The organism is Rhizobium brockwellii (assembly GCF_000769405.2).
Classification (GTDB): domain Bacteria; phylum Pseudomonadota; class Alphaproteobacteria; order Rhizobiales; family Rhizobiaceae; genus Rhizobium; species Rhizobium brockwellii.
This window is the reverse complement of sequence record NZ_CP053439.1, coordinates 2791014-2811702: the sequence shown is the minus strand read 5'-3', so window position 1 is coordinate 2811702 and position 20689 is coordinate 2791014. Positions and strand designations below refer to the sequence as shown.

The window sequence follows — 20689 nt, the reverse complement described above, 5'->3', positions numbered from 1 at the left end:
GGACGGTCTTTCACCTATCTACGGGTTATGGAGTATCGGGCGCGTTGAACCAGGACTTACATCCGCAGGTCTTCGAGGGTCTTGAACGTTTGTGCGCGGGACCATCCGGCAACGCCATCCTGGCTGCGCCGGCCTTTCCCGGCATCGAGCGCATCGAGGCGCAGTTCTCAGGCAATGCTTTCGAGCCGCATCGGCACGACACCTATGCACTCGGCGTGACTCTGAAGGGGGTTCAGACCTTCCGCTATCGCGGCGAGCGGCGCTTCAGCCTGCCGGGGCAGGTGATCGTGCTGCATCCCGACGAAGAGCATGACGGCGGGGCGGGGACCGAGGATGGGCTGCAATACCGCATGCTCTATCTGGAGCCGTCGCTGCTTCTCGAATGCCTGGAGGCGGATGGCGTCGGCCTGCCTTTTGTCGATGAACCCGTTATCGGCGATCCTGCGCTGGCGGGCGTGCTGCTGGCGGCACTCGGCGAACTTGACCGCGAACTGGACGCGCTTTTCGTCGACGATTTCGTATCGCGGGTGACGGTCGGGTTGTCACGGCATGCGCGCATGCCGCGCCGGCCGCTGGGCCTCGTCGCCTGGCGGCATGCGCGGGCGGCACGGGATTATCTTGAGGCGCATGCGACCCGGGCAGTGAATTCCTGCGAGCTTGAGGCGGTGACGGGTCTCGATCGTTTTGCGCTGTCGCGGCATTTCCGGGCGGCCTTTGCCACCAGCCCGCATCGCTACCTCCTGATGCGGCGGCTGCAGCGGGCCCGGGCGATGATCGGTGTGGGCGAGGGGATTTCCGATGTGGCGGCGGCGACCGGCTTTGCCGACCAGAGCCATCTCAACCGCCATTTCAAAAAAGCCTACGGCATGACGCCTGGCCAGTGGGCAGCGCTCGCGCATAACTCCGCGCCGCACTCTATACGGGGTTTTCCACAAGGCCGGAACGGCGCGCGATGAAACGGGCGAGCATCGGGCCGACCATCAGGATCACCAGGAAACGGCCGGTCTGCATTGCCATGACGAAGGGCACGTCGACATCGCTGGAGGCGGCGATGATGGCGACGGAATCGGCGCCGCCGGGGCTAGTGGCGAGATAGGCGGTCAGCGGATCTATGCCGGCGAAGACGTGAAGCGCTACCGCCATGCAGCCGCAGAGCACCATCAGCAGCACGATGCAGGCCGATACCCTCGGCAGGGCGCGCGCCACGTGCTTGAGGATCGAGCGGGTGAAACGCAGTCCGATGCTCCAGCCGACTAGGGCATAGGCGATGGCGAGCAGCCACATCGGTAACTCAATTTTTAGGAGGCCCATGCCCTGCAGGAAGGCGCCGAGAAAGAGCGGCACGATGATCGTGCCGCCCTGGAGGCGCAGGCGCCAGACGCCATAGGCACAAAAGGCCGCAAAAGCCATCGTCGCTGCAAAGGCCGGCCAGTCGATCTCGGGAAAGAGGACAAGCGGCGGCGGCTCGGCGCCGTCGGCTGCCACCCACAGGCGCGAGATCACAGAGGCGCCGACGGCGACGAAGACGACGCGCAGATACTGCATGAAGGCGACGAGACGGGCATCGGCGCCATAGGCTTCGGACATGATGACCATGGCGGAGGCGCCGCCCGGCGAGGAACCCCAGACCGCGGTCGTCCCCGGCAGCACCTGCCAGCGCGTCAAAAGCCAGCCGAGGCCGGTGGCAATGGCAATGACCGAGAAGATGAACAGCAGGAAGAGCGGCGCGTCCTTCGCCATGGTGCCGAGAATGTCAGAGGTGATGGTGCGCGCCATCATCAGGCCGACGAGGACCTGGCCGAACTGCAGCGGCCAGAAGGGCACGCGAAGCTTTCCCTTGCCGACGGTCAGCGCCAGTGCGATTGCCGCGACCATCGGTCCAATCAGCAGCGAGGCCGGCAGGGCGAAGAGTTCGAGGAAGACGACGAGAGCAGTCGAAAGTGCCAGCAGCAGCGCCCATTTCGGCAGGCCGGCATCCCGCAGCAGGCGGCTTGCGTCGCTGAGTGACATGATCCCCGTGTCTTTCCTGGCCGGCGCCAAGCCCTGAGGCTGAAGATGGGAGGGGCTCCGGCATGACGAAGAAAGGCCGGCTACAAGAGCCGGCTGGCGCGGGTCCGGTATAGGCGGGTGGAAGGCGAGCGGTCAATTGCGAAATTTGGCTTCTCAGCGTCTTAAAATGCGAATTTGATTCATGCGGCCGCTCTAAGTCATTGTTTTTATGTATGCCGCTCTCCTGAGCCACCGCACGATTTTGGGCGGGGTACCGTCAGAAACGCACGTGGCTGGCGAGAAAATCAAGCAGGGCGCGTACACGCGCCGGCAGTTGGCCGCCCTGGCCCATATAGACGGCGTAGAACTCCTCGAGATCGCCGGGATTGGCCTCTTCGAGCACCGGCACCAGGCGCCCGGCATCGATATCGGCGCGCACGGTGAAGGCGGCGAGCCGGGCAAGGCCGGCGCCTGACAAAGCGAGGTGACGCATGGCTTCGCCGTCTCCTACCTGCAGGCCCGGGGTGATCGGGATCGTTACCGTTTCGCCACCTTCGCGCAGCGACCAGCCCTCGATGGCGCGGGCGTAAGAAAAGCCGATGCGGCAATGGCGGCGGAGATCGGCGATCGTGCGTGGTTTGCCATGACGCGCGAGATAATCCGGCGATGCGACGATGATCTTGCCGGTGGCGCCAAGCTTGCGGGCGATCAAGCTGGAATTTTTCAAGGGGCCGGCGCGGATTGCGACATCGGCGCGCTCCTCCATCAAGTCGACTATCCTGTCGGTATGTGAAATATCCAGCGTCACGGCCGGATGAAGGGCCATGAAGGCGGGCACGAGCGGCGCCAGCACATGATTGCCGAAAGAGCCGCTGGTGTTGATGCGGATTCGGCCTGAGGCCTGTTCACCTGTCGAGGCCTGACGTTCAGCCTCGGCGATATCGGCAAGGATGGCGATGCTGCGCTCGTAGAAGGCACAGCCTTCCGGCGTCAGCTGCAGCTTTCGGGTAGAGCGGTTGACGAGGCGGACGCCGAGGCGTGTCTCAAGCCGGGCGACGAGCTTGCTGACAGCCGACGGCGTCATGCGGCGGGCCGTGGCGGCGGCGGAAAAACCGCCGCGCTCGACGACACTAATGAAGACTTCCATTTCGCCGGAGCGATTGATGTCCTGACGACTCATAATGAATTCAAGTCACAGATGATTTGCTTTCAGGCAATCTATATCATCGAACGTCTGAGGTCTATCTGAGGATAAACCTAAGGAGACAGATCCATGGACTACAGAAATCTCGGTGCCTCCGGCCTCAGAGTATCGGTCTTGAGCTTCGGCGCGGGCACATTCGGCGGCAGCGGGCCGCTGTTCGGCGCCTGGGGCAATACCGATGCCGAGGAAGCGCGGCGGCTTGTCGATATCTGCCTCGAAGCCGGCGTCAATCTCTTCGACACCGCCGACGTCTATTCGGCCGGCGCTTCCGAGGAGGTGCTCGGCCAGGCGATCCGCGGCCGGCGAGACGCTGTGCTGATCTCGACGAAGACGGCGCTGCCAATGGGCGAGGGGCCGCAGGACTGGGGAACGTCGCGAGCACGGCTGATCCGCGCGACCGAGGATGCGCTGCGCCGGCTCGGGACCGACTATATCGACCTCCTGCAGCTTCATGCTTTCGATGCCTCGACGCCGGTCGAGGAGGTGCTGTCGACGCTCGACGGGCTCGTCGCCGCAGGCAAGATTCGCTATGTCGGCGTTTCCAATTTTGCCGGCTGGGAGCTGATGAAGTCGCTCGCCGCCGCCGAGTGCCACGGCTATCCGCGTTATGTCGCCCATCAGGTCTATTATTCGCTGGCAGGGCGCGATTACGAATGGGAGCTGATGCCGCTCGGCGCCGACCAGGGTGTGGGAGCCCTCGTCTGGAGCCCGCTTGCCTGGGGACGGCTGACCGGCAAGATCCGCCGCGGCCAGCCGCTGCCCAAGGCAAGCCGGCTGCACGAGACGGCGCAATACGGCCCGCCCGTCGACGACGAGAAGCTGTTTGACATCGTCGAGGTGCTGGACGCCATCGCAGGTGAGACCGGCCGGACGGTGCCGCAGATCGCCATCAACTGGCTGCTTAACCGGCCGACGGTATCGAGCGTCATCATCGGCGCCCGCAACGAGGCGCAGCTCCGGCAGAACCTCGGCGCGGTCGGCTGGAACCTGTCGAGGGAGCAGATCGAACGGCTCGACGCGGTCAGCACTGTCACGGCGCCCTATCCCTATTTTCCCTATCGCAGGCAGGAGGGTTTTGCGCGGCTCAATCCGCCGATTGTCTGAGGTGCGAGGCGGCGGACTTGGCAATAGCAACCGGCCTATAACAAAAGGGGAATGAAATCTTCTGCCAATCTTAACTGGACAGCCGCTTTGACTTGCCGCATACCCAGCCTGACCTGCGGAACATGATATGGTTTCTGCGGAATGGCAGGGAGATCAAAGGGATGGCGCTGAAGGACGCGAAGGCGGGCACACGCAACGAGGCGGGAATTGCCGCGGTGCTTGGTATTCTCAAGCAGAGCTTCGGCGAGCGTTTCCAGACCGGCCAGTCCTTCCGTGAACAGCATGCCCATACGACCACTTACATCCCGCCGCAGCTGCCGGACGGTGTGCTCTTCGCTGAGAGCGCCGAGGACGTGAAGGTGGCGGTCAGAGCGTGTGCGACCCACAAGGTGCCGGTGATCGGCTTCGGTGTCGGCACCTCGCTGGAGGGCCAGGTCAATGCCGCCAATGGCGGCATTTCGATCGATTTCAGCCGCATGAACCGGGTGCTCGAGGTCAATCCCGAAGATCTCGACTGCACCGTCGAACCGGGTGTGACACGCGAGGCGCTGAACATCCACCTGCGCGATACCGGCCTGTTCTTCCCGATCGATCCCGGCGCCAACGCCTCGATCGGCGGCATGGCCTCGACTCGGGCCTCCGGCACCAATGCGGTGCGCTACGGAACGATGAAGGACAATGTGCTTGCCGTCACCGCCGTCACCGCCAATGGCGAGGAGATCCGTACGGCCAGGCGCGCCCGCAAATCTTCTGCCGGCTACGACCTGACGCGGCTCTTCGTCGGCGCCGAGGGCACGCTCGGCATCCTGACCTCGGTGACGCTGCGCTTGCAGGCGATTCCGCAGAAGATCGCCGGAGGGGCCTGTGCCTTTCCGAGCATCAAGGCCGCCTGCGATGCCGTCATCATGACGATCCAGATGGGCATTCCGGTGGCGCGCATCGAGCTGCTCGACACGGTACAGATGCGGGCCTGCAACGCCTATTCAAAGCTCTCCTATGCCGAAAGCCCGACACTGTTCCTCGAATTCCACGGCACCGACGAGACGGTGCCGCTGCAATCGGCAGCCTTTGCCGAGATCGCCGCCGAATGCGGCGGCGGCGAATTCCTGTGGACCGCCAATGCCGAGGAACGGACGAAGCTCTGGAAGGCGCGCCACGACGCCTATTGGGCTGCAAGGGCGCTGGCGCCCGGGCTTGCCGCACTTTCGACCGATGTTTGTGTTCCGATATCGAGGCTCGCCGATTGTGTTTCCGAAACGCAGGCGGATATCGAGGAACACGGGCTGCTGGGGCCGATCGTCGGCCATGCCGGCGACGGGAACTTCCATGTGCTGCTGTTGTTCGACGACAAAAGTGCCGAAGACATCGCCATGGCCGAAAGCTTCGTGCAGCGATTGAACCGGCGGGCGCTCGACCTGGACGGGACATGCACCGGCGAACACGGGATCGGGCAAGGCAAGATGGCGTTTCTGGAACAGGAGCTCGGCGGCGCGGTGGATCTGATGCGACAGGTGAAACAGGCGCTCGATCCGGACGATATCTTCAATCCCGGCAAGATTTTCCACCATGGCTGAAAACGGAATATTCTCATGAAGTTGGGTCTTGCCCCCGGCATGAATAGCGCTAGAACAAGATGATGTTGGGCCGGCTCAACCTAAAATCTGAATCCTGTTCTCAAATAAAGAGTTAGAGCATGATGTCGTCCGAAAACCGCTCACACTTTTCGGCATCATGCTCTAGTGTCGGCAACAGAATCCCGAATGGAGACGCTTTGCATTGGTAGGCCGGTTCCTCGTCTTTCTGGGGGGAGTGATCGTCGTAGTGCTGTTTGTGGCGCTGCTTGCGCCGCTGTTCATCGACTGGACGGACTTCCGCAAGAATTTTGAGGATCAGGCAAGCCGCATTATCGGCAAGAAGGTCACCGTCTACGGCACGGTGGATGCGCGCCTGTTGCCGTTTCCATCGGTGACGCTGCATGACGTGCGCGTCGGCCAGGAAGCAGACGGCACGCCGATCGTCAAGGTCGAGCAGTTCTCCATGGATGCGGAACTCGCGCCTTTCCTGTCGGGCGAAGCGCTGATCTTCGACATGCGCATCGTCAATCCGAAGGTGCGCTTGAGATTGCTCAAGGACGGTACGCTCGATTGGATGCGCGGCAGCCGCGCGGAAATACCGGCAAGGACCGTCGTTCTCGAAAACGTGCACGTCAGCGGCGGCGAGGTCGAATTCATCGACGACCAGTCGGGCCGCTCGCGTCGCATCACCGGCCTCAATGCGGAAATGTCGGCAAAGTCGCTGGCCGGTCCCTGGCGCATCGAGGGCGACGCTGCGCTCGACGGCGAGCACGGTGGCTTCTCGATCTCGAGCAGTCAGCCGGACGAGAAGGGCGTGCTGCGCATGCGCACGAGGCTTTCGCCGGACAAGCACCCTGTCAGCGTCGATCTCGACGGCGAGCTGAAGCTCGTCGACAGCAAGCCGAACTATCAGGGTCAGCTTTCGGCCGCGATCGAAATCCGCAACAGCGCCAAGCCCGCCAACAAGAAAGAGCAGCCGCCGCGCGTCAAGGGCCGCTTCGAGCTCACCAATGAACGCATCCGCATCCCCGAATACCGGATGGAGATCGGCCCGACGGACGACCCCTATGTCATAACCGGCGAGGCGACGCTCGATACCGGCAATGCGCCGGAATTCCTGCTGACCGCCGACGGGCAGCAGATCGACGTCAACCGTATCGGCAATCAGGGGTCAGCCGGCAAGACGACGCGGGATCCCGCTGTTTCGGCGCGCCAGCGGCTGAATTCGCTGATCGATATCGTCGCGCAGGTGCCGATCCCGCAGGTGCCGGGCAAGGCGAGCGTCAAATTGCCGGCGATCGTCGCAGGCGATACGACCCTGCGTGACGTGCAACTGGAGCTCGAACCGGCCGGCACCGGCTGGATGATCGACAGTGCCACCGGCACGCTGCCGGGGCGCACGCAGGTGGAAGGCAAGGGCAAGCTCCTGCTTCAGGGCGAACCTTCGTTCAACGGCCAGATCCTGGTGGCCTCCAGCCAGCCGACGGGGCTTGCCTCCTGGCTAGCCGGCTCGGTCGATCCGGCTATCCGGCAATTGAGGCAGGCGGGCTTTTCCGCCAATGTCAGCCTGACGCATGAATTGCAGCGTTTCGAAAATCTCGAGATCGCAATCGGACCGGCGACGCTGAAGGGCCGGGTGGAGCGCCAGGCGATCTCCGGCCAAACGCCGACGCTATCGGTGGTGCTGAACGGCGATACGCTCGATCTTGACGCGCTGCAGGCGCTGAGCGGGCTCATGACCGGCCAGGATGCCGGCGACAACGTGCTCGACCACAAGATCGCCGCCCAGCTCAAGGCCGACAAGTTCACCGCCTTCGGCGTCAGTGCCGAGAATGTCGAGACCACGTTTACGATCGCCGATGGGGCGCTTGCCGTCGACCGGCTGTCGATCAAGAATATCGCCGGCGCCGAGCTGACGGCGACGGGCAGGGCGGAAGGCTCGCTGCTCGACTACAAGGGCGCGGGCGAAATCACCTTCAAATCGGCCGATCCCGGCGGCTTCTTCACCATGCTGCGCGAGCACCTGCCGCATCACCCGGTGCTCGACCGGCTGGTGCGTAATGCCGGCTGGTACGGCAATACGGCGCTTCGCGGCGCGCTGACGCTTGGCGGCGACGAGGGTAATGCGCTGACGGTGACGCTTGCCGGCGTGGCGAACGGCAGCCGCGTCAATCTCGATTACCGCATGTCCGACCTCCTGGCGCTGACCGGCAACGGCACGACGAGCCTCGAGGCGACGCTCGAAAACGCCGTGCCATCAGTCCTGTTCGGCCAGGCCGGGCTCGACCCGCTGCCGGTCGATGTCGGCGCCAATGGCCGACTGACGCTGAAGGTGAAGGCATCGGGCAACGATCCCGCCGACGCGGCACTGACCTTTGCGACCGACCGGACCTCGTTCATGGCCAACGGCAAGGTCGATGTCCGGCCGGAGACCTTCATGAACGGCCAGATCGCGCTTTCGCTCGACAGCGCCGATATCGACCCCTATCTCATCATGAACGGCATCGCCCTGCCGCAGACCGGAACCGGGCTGCCGTTCGGCCTGCAGGTCAATGCCGCCGTCGACAGCGACAAGATCGTCTTTTCCGATCTCAAGGGACATGCGGCCGACAACGAATTTTCCGGTGCGCTGACCTTCGACCGGAAGGCTGCGAAGACGACCGCGAGCGGCGGGCTGACACTCTCCAAGGCCGATGCAGGCTGGCTGGGCGAGGCGGTGTTCGGCCAGATCGTCGATCCCGCCAACGGTCAGCTGACGACGGCGCCGCTGGGGCTGCCCATCTTCAAAGATCTCGACGTCAACGTGAAGCTGGCGGCCAAGGAGTTCTGGCCCGGCCTGCCGGAAACGGCGGTGTCGGACTTCACCAGCAACATTGCCTACAAAGGCGACGAGCTGCAGCTCAACGACATGGCCGGCAATTGGGACGGTGGAAAGCTCTCCGGCAATCTGCTGTTCACCAATGCCAACGGTATAGGTTTCGTGCAGACGAAGCTTGCGCTTGCCGATTCCGATCTTTCCGGCGTCGTCTGGCTGCGCGACGGCGCGCCGATCGCCAACGGCAAGTTCGGGTTGTCGCTATCGATGGAGGCTTCGGGCAAGACGATCGGCGAGATCGCCAGCTCGCTCAATGGTTCGGGCGAACTGAGGCTCGGCGAAACCAGCATACGCGGGTTGAACCTTGCCATCCTTCCGCCGCTGCTTGCCGCGACCGATACGATGCAGGAGCAGATCAATGCCGGCAAGGTGCATCCGATCATCGAGACGCTGCTCAGCAACGGCGAGGCAAAGCTGCCGCCGCTCGGCGTCCCCTTCAACATCGCCGACGGGACGCTGAGGGTGCAGAATGTCACCGTCGCCAACGATCTCGCCCGCATCACCGCCGATGCGCAGATCGCGCTGCCGGAAGAGCGGATCAGCGCGACGCTGGGTGTCGGGTTCAATCCTGGCACGGAAGCGCTTTCCGGCGCCGAGCCGGCGCTCCGGCTGAATTTTTCCGGCATGCTGCCGTCGCCCGGCAAAACGATGGATGTGACCGATATCACCAGCTATCTGTCGCTGCGCGCCTTCGAGCGGGAGCGCCGGCGCGTCGAGCGGCTGCAGGCGGTCGTGCTCGAAAAACAGCGGCTGCGCCGCGAGGTGGCGCTCTACCGGTTCAACGACGCCGAGCGCATCAAGGCGGCCGAGATCGAGCAACAGCGGCAGGCGGAAGAAGAGCGGTTGCGCGCGCTGGCGCAGAAAGCAGCCGCTGAGAAGGCTACTGCCGAGGCGGAGGCCGCACGCGCGGCGGAAGCCAAAGCGAAGGCGGATGCGGATGCGCAGGCGAGGGCCGCAGCAGAGGCGGAAGCAGCACGGCGTAGCGGACAAGCGCAGCCCGGTCCGCTCAATTTCGACCAGTTGCCGGGCGTTCAGGCGCAGTGAAAGCGCATAGAATTTGATTCATGGAAGACGCTTCAGGTCTTTGTTTTCATTGATGTCGTCCCCGATCGCTACGCGATTTTAAGCAACATGCATCAGGGCTGGTGGCCGGCGCCGGCCTTCAGCCAGGAAAGGACATGCAAGCGCAGCGCTGAGGACAGGTTGCTGTCCGGCGGGCGGTGGTCGTCGATTTCGGAGATCAGGGCGGCGAGCGGTATCGAACGGGCTGTGGCAACGGTCTTCAGCTCAGCCCAAAACTCATCCTCCAGCGAGAAACTGGTGCGGTGGCCGTGCAATGTCGCCGAATGCTTGCGGATCATGGAGCGCCTTCACATCCCGGTTAGAGCGCGGCGCGTCCGCGAGGACGCCCCCAGGACGTTCTATCAAATCATGCGTGGGTCGGCAGATCGATTCAAGGAAACCGCGCAAGTGGCTGATCACAGGTTCCATTCCGGCTCTTCAAGCTTTGCGTGAAACCGTCACGCGCCGTCGTCATCGGTCTCGATCCGGCCGTCGCGATGGGCTTTGTCGGCCTTGTCGTTCAGGCTGCGGGTCAGTTGCTTTTCGGCCTTGGTGCGGCCGAAGGAGATGCGGTTCTGCTCGGCCTGCTTCTCCTGTTCGGAGCGAGCCTGCTTCTTGCGGAACTGGCGCAGATTGATGATTTCGGCGCTCATGCGGTTACCTGGATTCCCTATGAAAAAGGGAGGCTTGGCCTCCCTTCAAATCACTGCTTCTTGCGGAAGGAGTCGAGCGAGACGACGGAGCCCGGTTTCTTCTCTTCGCCGTCGGCGGGTTTTGCGCCTGCGGCGTCATCGGGCTTTCCTGCCGCATCCACCGGATAGGCGGTGATTTCGCCGGACGGCAATTCCTCGCCGTCGGCGAGAGGCACGTCGAACTCGAGCTCGAAGTTAACGGAGGGATCGTAGAAGCCGCGGATCGCATTGAATGGGATGACCAGCTTTTCCGGAACGTCCGAGAAGGAAAGACCGATCTCGAAATGCGTCTCCGTGATCTTCATGTCCCAGAACTGGTGCTGGATGACGATAGTCATCTGCTCGGGGTATTTCGACTTCAGGTGCTGGGAGATGCGCACACCGGTCGCGCCCGTGAGGAAGGTGATGAAGAAGTGATGATCACCGGGCAGGCGGCCCGTGGCTGCGACTTCCGCCAATACCTTGCGGATGACGCCGCGAAGTGCATCCTGTGCCAGAATGTCGTAGCGGATATGATCCTGCCCCATGCTTTTCCTGTCTTTCGTCGGTTCGGAGTCTTTTCACAAGGTTGTATGCCACGTTCGGGCGCCTTGGGAAAGACCGGAGCCGAGTCACGTTTTTAAGCAGCATACATGATTTCGGCGGCAGGGAGAAGGTGAAGGCTTCTGTTGCCAGGTGCCTTCGGACCCCGCCTAGAGGTGCGAACCACTAGGACTTTATTTGAAGTGTCACACCGCGATTAAGCAGCGAGACGAGCTTCCGCATAGTTGTCGTTTGCAACTACAATTTTAGCCCGATAACGGCGGTACAATGCCGAGCAAAAAGACGATCTTTACACCCTTGTCGATCCTGTTTCGCCCCCATCAAAAGCCGGCCTTTAAGACCGCCGGTTTTTGGTGGAGGCGCCGGGTACCGCCCCCGGGTCCAATAGGTTTATTACACCGCTCATTTATCGCCATAGCCGGCCCGAAAGCCGGCAAGGCTGATATAGTGGTTTCCTCAGCCCAAGGAAAGGGCAAACGTCACAAAAGCGTTATGCGACCCATCAGAAAGATTGGGAAAATGCCAGCCGGTGATTGGTTTCCCAGTTCCGAAGGCTTAAATTGGCCGAAACGGAATCAGCGCGACATGAAGCAATATCTCGATCTCTTGAATCATGTGATGGAAAAGGGCTCCGACCGGGGCGACCGCACCGGCACCGGCACGCGCTCGGTCTTCGGTTACCAGATGCGCTTCGACCTCGAAGAGGGCTTCCCCGTCCTCACAACGAAGAAGCTGCATCTGCGCTCGATCATCCACGAGCTTCTCTGGTTCCTGAAGGGCGAGACGAATATCCGCTATCTCAAGGAGAACGGCGTTTCGATCTGGGACGAATGGGCCGACGAAAACGGCGATCTCGGGCCGGTCTACGGCGCCCAATGGCGCTCCTGGCCAGCGCCCGACGGCGGCCATATCGACCAGATCGCCAATCTCGTCAAAGGCATCGTCAACAACCCGAATTCCCGTCGCCACATCGTTTCGGCCTGGAACCCGGCCGAAGTGGACGAAATGGCGCTGCCGCCCTGCCATTGCCTGTTCCAGTTCTATGTGGCTGACGGCAAGCTTTCCTGCCAGCTCTACCAGCGGTCGGCCGATATCTTCCTCGGCGTGCCGTTCAACATCGCCTCCTATGCGTTGCTGACGATGATGGTGGCTCAGGTGACCGGGCTGAAGCCTGGCGATTTCGTTCACACGCTCGGCGACTCCCATCTCTATCACAACCATTTCGACCAAGCGAAGCTGCAGCTGGCGCGCCGGCCGAAGCCGCTGCCGTTCATGCGCATCAAGTCTGATGTGAAGGACATTTTCGGCTTCACCTTCGACGATTTCGAGCTGATCGGCTACGAGGCCGATGCCAGCATCAAGGCGCCGATCGCCGTCTGATCCGGGACATTCCATGGCCGACATCCGCAGGACCATTATCGCCGCCGTTGCCCGCAACGGCATTATCGGCCGTGACGGCGACATGCCGTGGCGGCTTTCGAGCGATCTCAAGCGCTTCAAGGCGCTGACATTGGGCAAGCCTGTCGTGATGGGCCGCAAGACTTACGATTCGATCGGCAAGCCGCTGCCGGGACGGCCGAACGTCGTCATCTCGCGGCAGGCGGCGATAGGCCATCCTGATGTCTCCATGGCCCATTCGCTGCCGGAGGCGATGACGGCGGCCGAAAGGCTGGCGCTCGAAACCGGCGTCGACGAGATCTGCATTCTGGGCGGCGGGCAGGTCTATGCGCAGGCGATCGGTCTTGCCGACCGGATGTGCATCACGCATGTCGAGGCCGATCTCGACGGAGACGCGTCGTTTCCCGCGATCGATCCCGACATCTGGCAGGCGGGGGAGGCGATCGCGGTTCCGGCCGGCGAAAAGGACAGCTATCCCACGCGTTTCATCGTCTATGAGCGCCGATACGCCTGAAAATGAACTATTTTCCAATTAAATTGACCAAGTTTCTCACGCTGCGTTGAAAGCCGGTGCGGTGATACCTATAACGGTCACCAACGCGTCCGCCGGTCAGCCCCCACGGTTTCGGATGCGTCGAGACTTAACGAACAACGAGGTTTTGATGCCCTGGAGCAATCAGAATGGCGGCGGCGGCCCTTGGGGCGGCGGCGGCGGTAATAATCAGGGACCATGGGGACAGGGGCCGAACCGGCCGCGCGGTGGCGGCGGCAAGGGCGGACCGCCTGATCTGGAAGATATCATCCGGCGCGGCCAGGACCAGCTGCGCAACATCATTCCCGGCGGATTCAACGGCGGCGTGGCGGTGATCGTCGCGGCGATCGTCGCCGTATTCTGGCTGATCCAGTGCATCTATGTCGTGCAGCCGGACGAACGCGGCGTCGAACTGCGGTTCGGCAAGCCGAAGGATGAGATTTCGATGCCGGGCCTGCATTTCCACTTGTGGCCGATGGAGACCGTGGAGACGGTCAAGGTGACCGTGCAGCAGCTGAACATCGGGGCGACTTCGGCATCGTCTTCGAACGGCCTGATGCTGTCCAGCGACAAGAGCGTCATCAACGTGCAGTTCGCTGTCTTCTACACCGTCAGCGATCCCAAGGCCTATCTCTTCAACGTCGAAAATCCGGCAGAGACGCTGCAGCAGGTTTCCGACAGTGCCATGCGTGAAATCGTCGGCCGACGCCCGGCGCAGGACGCCTTCCGCAGCAATCGCCAGCCGATCGAAGTGGATGTGCTCAATATCCTGCAGGACACGATGAACCGCTATGGCGCAGGCGTGACCGTGACCGGCGTGACGATCCAAAACGTGGCACCTCCGCGGGAAGTCGCGGATGCTTTCGAAGAAGTGCAGCGTGCGGGCCGTGACCGCGATAGCACGATCGAAGAAGCCAATCGCTATACCAACCAGAAGCTCGGCCAGGCGCGAGGCGATGCGGCCAGAATCCGTGAAGATGCAGCCGCCTACAAGGATCGTGTCGTGAAAGAAGCGGAAGGTGAAGCGCAGCGCTTCACGGCGATCAACGACGAATATTCCAAGGCACCCGATGTGACCCGCAAGCGGTTGTACCTCGAAACGATGGAGCAGGTGCTGAAGAACTCCCGGAAGGTCATCATCGATGAGAAGCAGGGCGTCCTGCCCTATCTGCCGCTCAATGAGCTCGGCAAGCCGGCGCAGCAGGGAGGTTGAGTCATGACATCGAACAGACTTCCCATCATTCTCATCATCCTCGCCATCGTGCTGGTCGGGCTTTATTCATCCATCTTCGTGGTGAATGCACGTGAGCAGGCCATCGTCGTCCGTTTCGGCCAGATCCAGTCGGTCAAGACCGAGCCTGGCATTTATTTCAAGCTGCCTTTCGGCTTCATGGATGCCGACCGTGTTCAGCTGGTCGAAAAGCAGGCGCTGAGGCTCGATCTCGACAATATTCGCGTTCAGGTTCAGGATGGCCAGACCTTCGACGTCGATGCCTTCGTGATCTATAACATCGCGGATGTCCGCCGCTTCCGCGAAACGGTATCGGGCGATCGCGAAGCCGCGGAAGCGCGGCTGAGAGCGCAGCTCGATTCATCGCTTCGCCGCGTCTACGGTCTGCGTGACTACAATGCTGCACTCTCGGAAGAGCGTGTCGCGATGATGCTGGAGATTCGCGACGACCTGCGCACAGATGCCGAAAATCTTGGCCTGCATATAGACGATGTTCGCATCCGCCGCACCGACCTTTCGCCGGAGGTTGCACCGAACACCTATAATGCCATGCGTTCGGAACGCCTTGCCGAGGCCGAGCGTATCCGTGCCGAGGGCAATGAGGAAGGCCAGAGGCGGCGCGCCATCGCCGACCGTCAGGTTGTCGAGCTCACCGCAGGCGCGCAGCGCGATGCGGAAATCCTTCGAGGCCAGGGCGATGCGGAACGCAACCGCGTCTTCGCCGAAGTCTTCAGCAAGGATCCAGCCTTCTTCGAGTTTTATCGCTCGATGGCGGCCTATTCCTCCGCTCTCTCGTCGCAGGATACGACGCTGGTGCTGTCGCCGAATTCGGAATTCTTCCGCTATTTCGACAATGCCGCCGGCACCCTGCAGCCGACAAATCCGGCCGCACCAGTTCCGGCAGTTCCCGGCGCAGCTGTTCCCGCAGCACCGGCCCAGCCGACGAACTGACAGCGGGGAAACGACCCCGACAATCCTGGAAGGGCCGGCCCGAGCGCCGGCCCTTTTTTCGTGGAATGATTGAGACGATCCGGCTTTTGCGAGGCCACGTCACATTGCACGGGGATTTCGCGAAAAGGTGATTTCACCCTCCATCATTCCGCCTTATGCTGATGCTCAATGTGCGCATGCACCCTTATGAGGAAGCTTGATGGCCCCCACGATTCGCTCGCCCTTCAGACGAACGCTCGCGCTTATGGCCAGCGCTGCAATTCTTGCGCATGCCAGCATGAACGGGGTCGCCTATGCTCAAACCGCTCCTGAGACGACGGCACCTGGGGTTGCGGCACCCGCTGCTCCGGAAACGGCCGCTCCCGCTCCTACGCCTCTCGCACCCGCCGCACAGCAACAGACTGCTCCGGTCCAGGCCGCAGTGCCCAACAACGGCCCGGCTTCTGTCGCCGATCTCGCCGAGGGGCTGCTCGACGCCGTGGTCAACATCTCGACCTCGCAGAATGTGAAGGACGATGAGGGCGCAGGCCCGGCGCCGCGCGCGCCCGACGGCTCGCCCTTCCAGGAATTCTTCAACGATTTCTTCAACAAGCAGCAGGGCAACAAGGGCGGCAACCACAATGTCAGCTCGCTTGGCTCCGGCTTCGTCATCGATCCGGCCGGCTATATCGTCACCAACAACCACGTGATCGAGGGTGCCGACGATATCGAGATCAATTTTGCCAATGGTTCCAAGCTCAAGGCGAAGCTGATCGGCACCGATACGAAGACCGATCTTTCGGTGCTGAAGGTCGAGCCGAAGGCGCCGCTGAAATCCGTGAAATTCGGCGATTCCAGCACGATGCGCATCGGCGACTGGGTGATGGCGATCGGCAATCCGTTCGGCTTCGGCGGTTCGGTGACGGTGGGCATCATTTCCGGGCGTGGCCGCAACATCAATGCCGGCCCCTACGACAACTTCATCCAGACGGATGCGGCGATCAACAAGGGCAATTCCGGCGGCCCGCTCTTCAACATGAAGGGTGAAGTGATCGGCATCAACACGGCGATCATTTCGCCGAGCGGCGGCTCGATCGGCATCGGCTTCTCGGTGCCATCCGAGCTTGCTTCCGGCGTCGTCGACCAGCTGCGCGAATATGGCGAAACGCGGCGCGGCTGGCTCGGCGTGCGCATCCAACCGGTGACCGACGATATCGCTGACAGCCTCGGGCTCGACACTGCAAAGGGCGCGCTGGTCGCCGGCGTCATCAAGGGTGGCCCCGTCGACGACGGCTCGATCAAGGCGGGCGACGTCATTTTGAAATTCGACGGCAAGACCGTCAGCGAAATGCGCGACCTGCCGCGTGTCGTGGCGGAAAGCACGGTCGGCAAGGAAGTCGACGTGGTGGTCCTGCGCGACGGCAAGGAGCAGAACGTCAAGGTGAAGCTCGGCCGGCTCGAGGACAGCGATCAGGCGGCTGCATCCGACGATGCGGCGCCCGATGGCTCGCAGGACGACGGCGTGATCGCTCCGGATCCCGGCGAGAACAACGATATGGACCAGCCGGATTCAGGCGATCAGGCCAAGCCCGCACCCGGCACGCCCGACCAGCATAAGGGCCAAGTGTCGCCGGATGCGGCCACGCCGAAGAACGTGCTCGGGCTGTCGCTGTCGCTGTTGAGCGCCGAGACGCGCAAGGTCTTCGGCATCGCCGAGAGCGTCGATGGCGTCGTCGTGACGGAAGTGACGCCCGGCTCCGCTTCGGCTGAAAAGGGGCTGAAGCCCGGCGACGTGATCGTCGAGGTGGCGCAGGAGTTCATGAAGTCACCGGATGCGGTCGCCGCCAAGGTGCAGGCGCTGAAACAGGAAGGCCGCCGCAACGCCCAGCTGATGATCGCATCGGCGAATGGCGATCTGCGGTTCGTTGCGGTGCCGATGGAATAAGCGAAAATGGAGCGGTCAGCCGCTCCTTTTTTGATTTCCAGGCCGGTACAGATTGCCTTTGCGCGCAACTCGCTACGGTTCGTCGGTCAGAAATACCGCTGGTGTCGATATTCTCGTCGTGACGCTTCTCCAGTGCCTGGAGTTCGTCCAACTGCTTATCAATCAAAGGTCGTCCGAGCGGTTTACCGGGAAACGAAGTCCGTCTTCCGGTAACCCTGGATATAAAGCAGTGCGGTCAGGTCGCCGTGGTTGATGCGCATCTGCGCCTCGGCGGCGACGGCCGGCTTGGCGTGAAGGGCGACGCCGGAGCCGGCGAGGTGCAGCATGCCGAGATCGTTGGCGCCGTCACCGACGGCGATTGCTTCTGCCGGCGAAATGCCGAGGCGCGCCGCAATCTCGTTCAGCGCATCGACCTTCGCCTGTTTGCCGAGGATCGGTTCGGCGACGAAACCGGAGAGGATGCCGCCGTCTTCGAGCAGCGTGTTGGCGCGGTTCTCGTCGAAGCCGAGGGTGGCGGCGATACGGCTGGTGAAGACGGTGAAGCCGCCGGAGACAAGCGCGGTGTAATGGCCTTTCGACTTCATGGTGGCAAGCAGTTCTGGGCCGCCCGGCGTGAGCGTGATGCGCTTGGCGATGACCTCGTCGACGACCGATATCGGCAGGCCCTTCAGCAGGGCAACACGCTCACGTAAGGCGGGCTCGAAAGCGATCTCGCCGTTCATGGCGCGGGCAGTGATGGTCGCGACCTTCTCCTTCAGGCCGACTTCGGCGGCGAGTTCATCGATGCATTCCTGGCCGATCATCGTCGAATCCATATCGGCGATCAGCAACTTCTTGCGGCGGGTCTCCTGCTCCTGGATAACGAGGTCGATCGGCGCGCTTGATATGACGGCAAGGATATTGGCCTCGGCCGCTTGCGCATCGGTGCCGTCGCGCAGCGCGATGTCACAGGCGATGCCGTCTGCCAGCCAGTAGAGGCCTGAAGCGTTCACGGCCTCCGCCGCTTGCTCGGCGATCGTGGGTGTCAGCACGGGATTTGACGGATTGGCAACAAGCGTGGCAACGAGGGCCATGATGGAAAACCTTCTGAGCACAGTGAACGCGATCCTGATAACCGGGCCGACCGCCAGCGGCAAGTCCGCGCTCGCCGTCGAATTGGCCAAGCGTCATGACGGCGCGGTCGTCAACGCCGATAGCATGCAGGTCTACGACACACTGCGGGTGCTGACCGCGCGCCCGTCGGAAGAGGAGATGCAGGGTGTGCCGCATCATCTCTACGGCCACACGCCGGCGGGTGTAGCTTATTCCACAGGCGCCTGGCTGCGCGATGTCGCAGCACTACTACCCGCGCTCAGGGCTGCGGGACGGCTGCCGGTGTTCGTCGGCGGCACGGGACTTTATTTCAAGGCGCTGACCGGCGGTCTCTCCGATATGCCCGCGATACCGGAGGCGCTGCGGGAGACCCTCAGGACGCGGCTGCTGGAGGAGGGCCCGGACGGGCTCTATGCCGCACTCGCCGCGGCCGATCCCGCCATGGCGGCAAGCCTTAACCGCCAGGACGGGCAGCGGATCGTCCGCGCGCTGGAGGTCTTGAAGGCGACGGGGCGGTCGATCGCCGATTTCCAGGGCCGGTCGGGACCGGTGATCATCGACGCCGATGAGGCCCGCAAGATCGTCGTGCTGCCGGATAGGGCGGTGCTGCATCAGCGCATCAACGGGCGTTTCGAAAAAATGCTGCAGCAAGGCGCGGAAGACGAGGTTCGGGCGCTGCTTGCGCTCAATCTACCGGCCGAGGCGCCTGTGATGAAGGCAATCGGCGTGTCGCAGATTACGGCGATGGTCAGAGGCGAGATGACGCGCGACGAGGTGCTGGAGAAGGGGGCTGCGGCGACACGGCAATATGCCAAGCGGCAAATGACATGGTTTCGCAACCAGATGGACGATAGCTGGGAACGGCTGACAGTTTAGGCTTCAGCTTGTTGCGGGCCTCCCGCTTGAGACATCTGCTGGCTCAGCATTTTGACGAGTTCGCTGACCGCCGCCTGCAGCTGGTCCGGCAGAAATCCGCCGAAGCCCAGCATCAGGCCGGTGCGCGCCGGCCGCGCGGCATACATTGGGGAAATCGCACGCACGGCGAGGCCGGCCGAGAGGGCACGGGCTGCAAGTTGCACGTCGTCGACCTCTTCGGGCAGCCATAGAAGAATATGCATGCCTTGGTCGCTCTCCTGGACGCGGCAGCCCTCAGGCAAGGCACGATCGAGCGCCGAGAGCAGAACAGCGCGGCGCTCGGCATAGAGGCCGCGGATGCGCCGGATATGCGCTTCGAAATAGCCTTCCCGCATGTAGGCCGCCAGAACGTGCTGTTCGGCGATCGGCGAATGCCGGTCGAGAATGGCGCGGGCGCCGGCAAAGGCTTCTGCGAGCGGCGGAGGGGCGATGACGTAACCGAGGCGCAGGGAAGGAAAGAGCACCTTGCTGAACGTGCCGAGATAGATGACGCGTGAGGGACGTAACCCTTGCATCGAGGGAAAGGGGTGTCCGGCATAACGCAGCTCGCTGTCGTAGTCGTCTTCGACGATCCAGGCGCGATTTTGGTCGGCCCAGGCGATCAAGGAATTGCGCCGAGCCATGCTGAGCGGCATTCCGATCGGATATTGGTGCGACGGAGTGACGAATGCGGCGCGTGCCTGCGGGCATAGCTCGAGGCCGCGTTCCACATTCATTCCTTGTGCATCGACCGGCAGGCGGTGTGTCTGGACACCGAGATCATCGAGCACCGCCGTCAGGCCGGGATAGGCCGGGTCCTCGGCCCATACCGCATCGTCACGCGAGAGAAGGACCCGGCCCGCCATATAGAGGCCCTGCTGGGTGCCTGACGTGACGATGACCTGTTCCGGCTCGCAATGAACGGCCCGCGCGCGGCGGACGTGGTCGGCAATGGCAAGCCTGAGTTCGAGCAAACCCATAGGATCGTGGTAACCAGAGGGTGCGGCCTGTCGCGACGCGCGCACGCGGTTGCCCAGACGGCGCCAGTTGTCGTCGGGCGCAATGCCACAAGCCGGGACGGCGATGGCGAAGGGAACGGGCGGGTGCGGGGTGAGCGCACGGGCGACGGCAATCAGCCGGGCAGCCTGGGAAGGCAGATCGACGGCATCCGCGGTAGATGGCACAGCCGGTGCAAGCGGGGGCGCCGGCGTGGTGTGCATCAGATCGGTGGCAACACGGGTTCCGGCTCCGACCCGCGCTTCGAGATAGCCTTCAGCGGTCAACTGATCGAACACTTCGACAACGGTGCCGCGCGCGATCTTCAGCGAAGCCGCAAGGCTGCGCGTCGAAGGAAGCCGTTCGCCTGGCCTCAGCTCACCGCAGGCGATTGCATTCCGCAGGGCCTGGGCAAGCTGGCGGCTGACGTTGACCGTTCGATCGATCGCCTTGAGCGACGGTATTTCGATGGTGCTGCGCCGTTTGGACATCGCAAAGTGGTCTATACAAATTCTTCAAAATGGCGCTTCATGATGAACCAATTTTCGAAGAAAAGGAAGCGTATTGGCGGTTCCCCGATGGCGCATTCTTTGTCTTCGTGGGTCGTGCGAGCGCAAACTTCTGGATA

17 protein-coding genes and 1 other RNA gene are annotated in these 20689 nt (G+C 62.7%); 10 read left to right on the top strand and 8 right to left on the bottom strand.

The window, feature by feature from the left end:
- Nucleotides 1–44: 44 nt before the first annotated feature.
- A complete protein-coding gene (locus RLCC275e_RS14095) occupies nt 45–956 on the top strand; it encodes an AraC family transcriptional regulator (protein WP_033180928.1) in 912 nt (303 codons plus the stop codon).
- On the opposite strand, the gene RLCC275e_RS14090 is transcribed toward RLCC275e_RS14095, so the two are convergent.
- Together RLCC275e_RS14090 and RLCC275e_RS14085 are read right to left on the bottom strand one after the other, a co-directional pair.
- Nucleotides 916–2010: an AbrB family transcriptional regulator gene (locus RLCC275e_RS14090; RefSeq protein WP_033180927.1), complete on the bottom strand. Its 1095-nt coding sequence runs from the start codon at nt 2008–2010 to the stop codon at nt 916–918. The two genes, RLCC275e_RS14095 and RLCC275e_RS14090, sit on opposite strands and share 41 nt — an antisense overlap.
- A gap of 256 nt (nt 2011–2266) precedes the next feature.
- Nucleotides 2267–3169, bottom strand: a complete 903-nt coding sequence (locus RLCC275e_RS14085; protein ID WP_033180926.1) for a LysR family transcriptional regulator — start codon at nt 3167–3169, stop codon at nt 2267–2269.
- 93 nt (nt 3170–3262) lie between these two features.
- On the opposite strand from RLCC275e_RS14085, the gene RLCC275e_RS14080 reads away from it, so the two are divergent.
- The 3 genes from RLCC275e_RS14080 to RLCC275e_RS14070 all read left to right on the top strand — a co-directional run bounded on the left by RLCC275e_RS14080 (nt 3263) and on the right by RLCC275e_RS14070 (nt 9790).
- Nucleotides 3263–4297: an aldo/keto reductase gene (locus RLCC275e_RS14080; protein ID WP_033180925.1), complete on the top strand. Its 1035-nt coding sequence runs from the start codon at nt 3263–3265 to the stop codon at nt 4295–4297.
- A gap of 161 nt (nt 4298–4458) precedes the next feature.
- Nucleotides 4459–5871 carry an FAD-binding oxidoreductase gene (locus RLCC275e_RS14075; RefSeq protein ID WP_033180924.1) on the top strand — a complete coding sequence of 471 codons (1413 nt, stop codon included), beginning with the start codon at nt 4459–4461 and terminating at the stop codon, nt 5869–5871.
- A 202-nt stretch (nt 5872–6073) separates the two neighbouring features.
- Entirely contained in the window at nt 6074–9790 is a 3717-nt protein-coding gene (locus RLCC275e_RS14070) for an AsmA family protein (RefSeq protein ID WP_033180923.1), read from the top strand.
- A gap of 92 nt (nt 9791–9882) precedes the next feature.
- On the opposite strand, the gene RLCC275e_RS14065 is transcribed toward RLCC275e_RS14070, so the two are convergent.
- The 4 genes from RLCC275e_RS14065 to ssrA form a co-directional block, all read right to left on the bottom strand.
- A complete protein-coding gene (locus RLCC275e_RS14065; protein WP_033180922.1) occupies nt 9883–10107 on the bottom strand; it encodes a ribbon-helix-helix domain-containing protein in 225 nt (74 codons plus the stop codon).
- Nucleotides 10108–10266: 159 nt separating this feature from the next.
- A complete protein-coding gene (locus tag RLCC275e_RS14060; protein ID WP_003560930.1) occupies nt 10267–10461 on the bottom strand; it encodes a DUF4169 family protein in 195 nt (64 codons plus the stop codon).
- A gap of 50 nt (nt 10462–10511) precedes the next feature.
- On the bottom strand, nt 10512–11027 hold the full coding sequence (locus RLCC275e_RS14055) for an SspB family protein (protein WP_003541317.1): 516 nt from the start codon (nt 11025–11027) through the stop codon (nt 10512–10514).
- A gap of 127 nt (nt 11028–11154) precedes the next feature.
- Nucleotides 11155–11517, bottom strand: a transfer-messenger RNA (tmRNA) gene (ssrA, locus tag RLCC275e_RS14050).
- Nucleotides 11518–11628: 111 nt separating this feature from the next.
- Between ssrA and RLCC275e_RS14045 the strand changes: the two genes are divergently transcribed.
- The 5 genes from RLCC275e_RS14045 (at nt 11629) to RLCC275e_RS14025 (ending at nt 17079) form a co-directional block, all read left to right on the top strand.
- On the top strand, nt 11629–12423 hold the full coding sequence (locus RLCC275e_RS14045) for a thymidylate synthase (protein WP_033180921.1): 795 nt from the start codon (nt 11629–11631) through the stop codon (nt 12421–12423).
- 13 nt (nt 12424–12436) lie between these two features.
- Nucleotides 12437–12955, top strand: coding sequence for a dihydrofolate reductase (locus RLCC275e_RS14040; protein ID WP_033180920.1), 519 nt, complete (start codon nt 12437–12439; stop codon nt 12953–12955).
- A gap of 148 nt (nt 12956–13103) precedes the next feature.
- Nucleotides 13104–14186 (top strand): FtsH protease activity modulator HflK, encoded by a 1083-nt coding sequence (gene hflK / locus RLCC275e_RS14035; RefSeq protein WP_003560923.1) that lies wholly within the window; start codon nt 13104–13106, stop codon nt 14184–14186.
- Between the two features lie 3 nt (nt 14187–14189).
- Complete coding sequence (gene hflC, locus RLCC275e_RS14030; RefSeq protein ID WP_003560921.1) at nt 14190–15155, top strand: protease modulator HflC; 966 nt, start codon at nt 14190–14192, stop codon at nt 15153–15155.
- A 199-nt stretch (nt 15156–15354) separates the two neighbouring features.
- Nucleotides 15355–17079: a Do family serine endopeptidase gene (locus RLCC275e_RS14025; RefSeq protein WP_033180919.1), complete on the top strand. Its 1725-nt coding sequence runs from the start codon at nt 15355–15357 to the stop codon at nt 17077–17079.
- Nucleotides 17080–17261: 182 nt separating this feature from the next.
- Here the strand turns inward: RLCC275e_RS14025 and serB are convergent, their stop codons facing one another.
- Nucleotides 17262–18152, bottom strand: a complete 891-nt coding sequence (gene serB / locus RLCC275e_RS14020; protein WP_033180918.1) for a phosphoserine phosphatase SerB — start codon at nt 18150–18152, stop codon at nt 17262–17264.
- Between serB and miaA the strand changes: the two genes are divergently transcribed.
- Nucleotides 18151–19047 carry a tRNA (adenosine(37)-N6)-dimethylallyltransferase MiaA gene (gene miaA, locus RLCC275e_RS14015; protein WP_082229740.1) on the top strand — a complete coding sequence of 299 codons (897 nt, stop codon included), beginning with the start codon at nt 18151–18153 and terminating at the stop codon, nt 19045–19047. The genes serB and miaA overlap by 2 nt on opposite strands.
- On the opposite strand, the gene pdxR is transcribed toward miaA, so the two are convergent.
- Nucleotides 19044–20552 (bottom strand): MocR-like pyridoxine biosynthesis transcription factor PdxR, encoded by a 1509-nt coding sequence (gene pdxR / locus RLCC275e_RS14010; protein WP_033180916.1) that lies wholly within the window; start codon nt 20550–20552, stop codon nt 19044–19046. The two genes, miaA and pdxR, sit on opposite strands and share 4 nt — an antisense overlap.
- Nucleotides 20553–20689 lie beyond the last annotated feature (137 nt).

Coding starts and splice junctions, on each gene's coding strand:
- RLCC275e_RS14090 (WP_033180927.1), bottom strand. CDS start 2,010: ATGTCACTCAGCGACGCAAGCCGCCTGCTGCGGGATGCCGGCCTGCCG.
- RLCC275e_RS14085 (WP_033180926.1), bottom strand. CDS start 3,169: ATGAGTCGTCAGGACATCAATCGCTCCGGCGAAATGGAAGTCTTCATT.
- RLCC275e_RS14080 (WP_033180925.1), top strand. CDS start 3,263: ATGGACTACAGAAATCTCGGTGCCTCCGGCCTCAGAGTATCGGTCTTG.
- RLCC275e_RS14075 (WP_033180924.1), top strand. CDS start 4,459: ATGGCGCTGAAGGACGCGAAGGCGGGCACACGCAACGAGGCGGGAATT.
- RLCC275e_RS14065 (WP_033180922.1), bottom strand. CDS start 10,107: ATGATCCGCAAGCATTCGGCGACATTGCACGGCCACCGCACCAGTTTC.
- RLCC275e_RS14060 (WP_003560930.1), bottom strand. CDS start 10,461: ATGAGCGCCGAAATCATCAATCTGCGCCAGTTCCGCAAGAAGCAGGCT.
- RLCC275e_RS14055 (WP_003541317.1), bottom strand. CDS start 11,027: ATGGGGCAGGATCATATCCGCTACGACATTCTGGCACAGGATGCACTT.
- RLCC275e_RS14045 (WP_033180921.1), top strand. CDS start 11,629: ATGAAGCAATATCTCGATCTCTTGAATCATGTGATGGAAAAGGGCTCC.
- RLCC275e_RS14040 (WP_033180920.1), top strand. CDS start 12,437: ATGGCCGACATCCGCAGGACCATTATCGCCGCCGTTGCCCGCAACGGC.
- hflK (WP_003560923.1), top strand. CDS start 13,104: ATGCCCTGGAGCAATCAGAATGGCGGCGGCGGCCCTTGGGGCGGCGGC.
- hflC (WP_003560921.1), top strand. CDS start 14,190: ATGACATCGAACAGACTTCCCATCATTCTCATCATCCTCGCCATCGTG.
- RLCC275e_RS14025 (WP_033180919.1), top strand. CDS start 15,355: ATGGCCCCCACGATTCGCTCGCCCTTCAGACGAACGCTCGCGCTTATG.
- miaA (WP_082229740.1), top strand. CDS start 18,151: ATGATGGAAAACCTTCTGAGCACAGTGAACGCGATCCTGATAACCGGG.
- serB (WP_033180918.1), bottom strand. CDS start 18,152: ATGGCCCTCGTTGCCACGCTTGTTGCCAATCCGTCAAATCCCGTGCTG.
- pdxR (WP_033180916.1), bottom strand. CDS start 20,552: ATGTCCAAACGGCGCAGCACCATCGAAATACCGTCGCTCAAGGCGATC.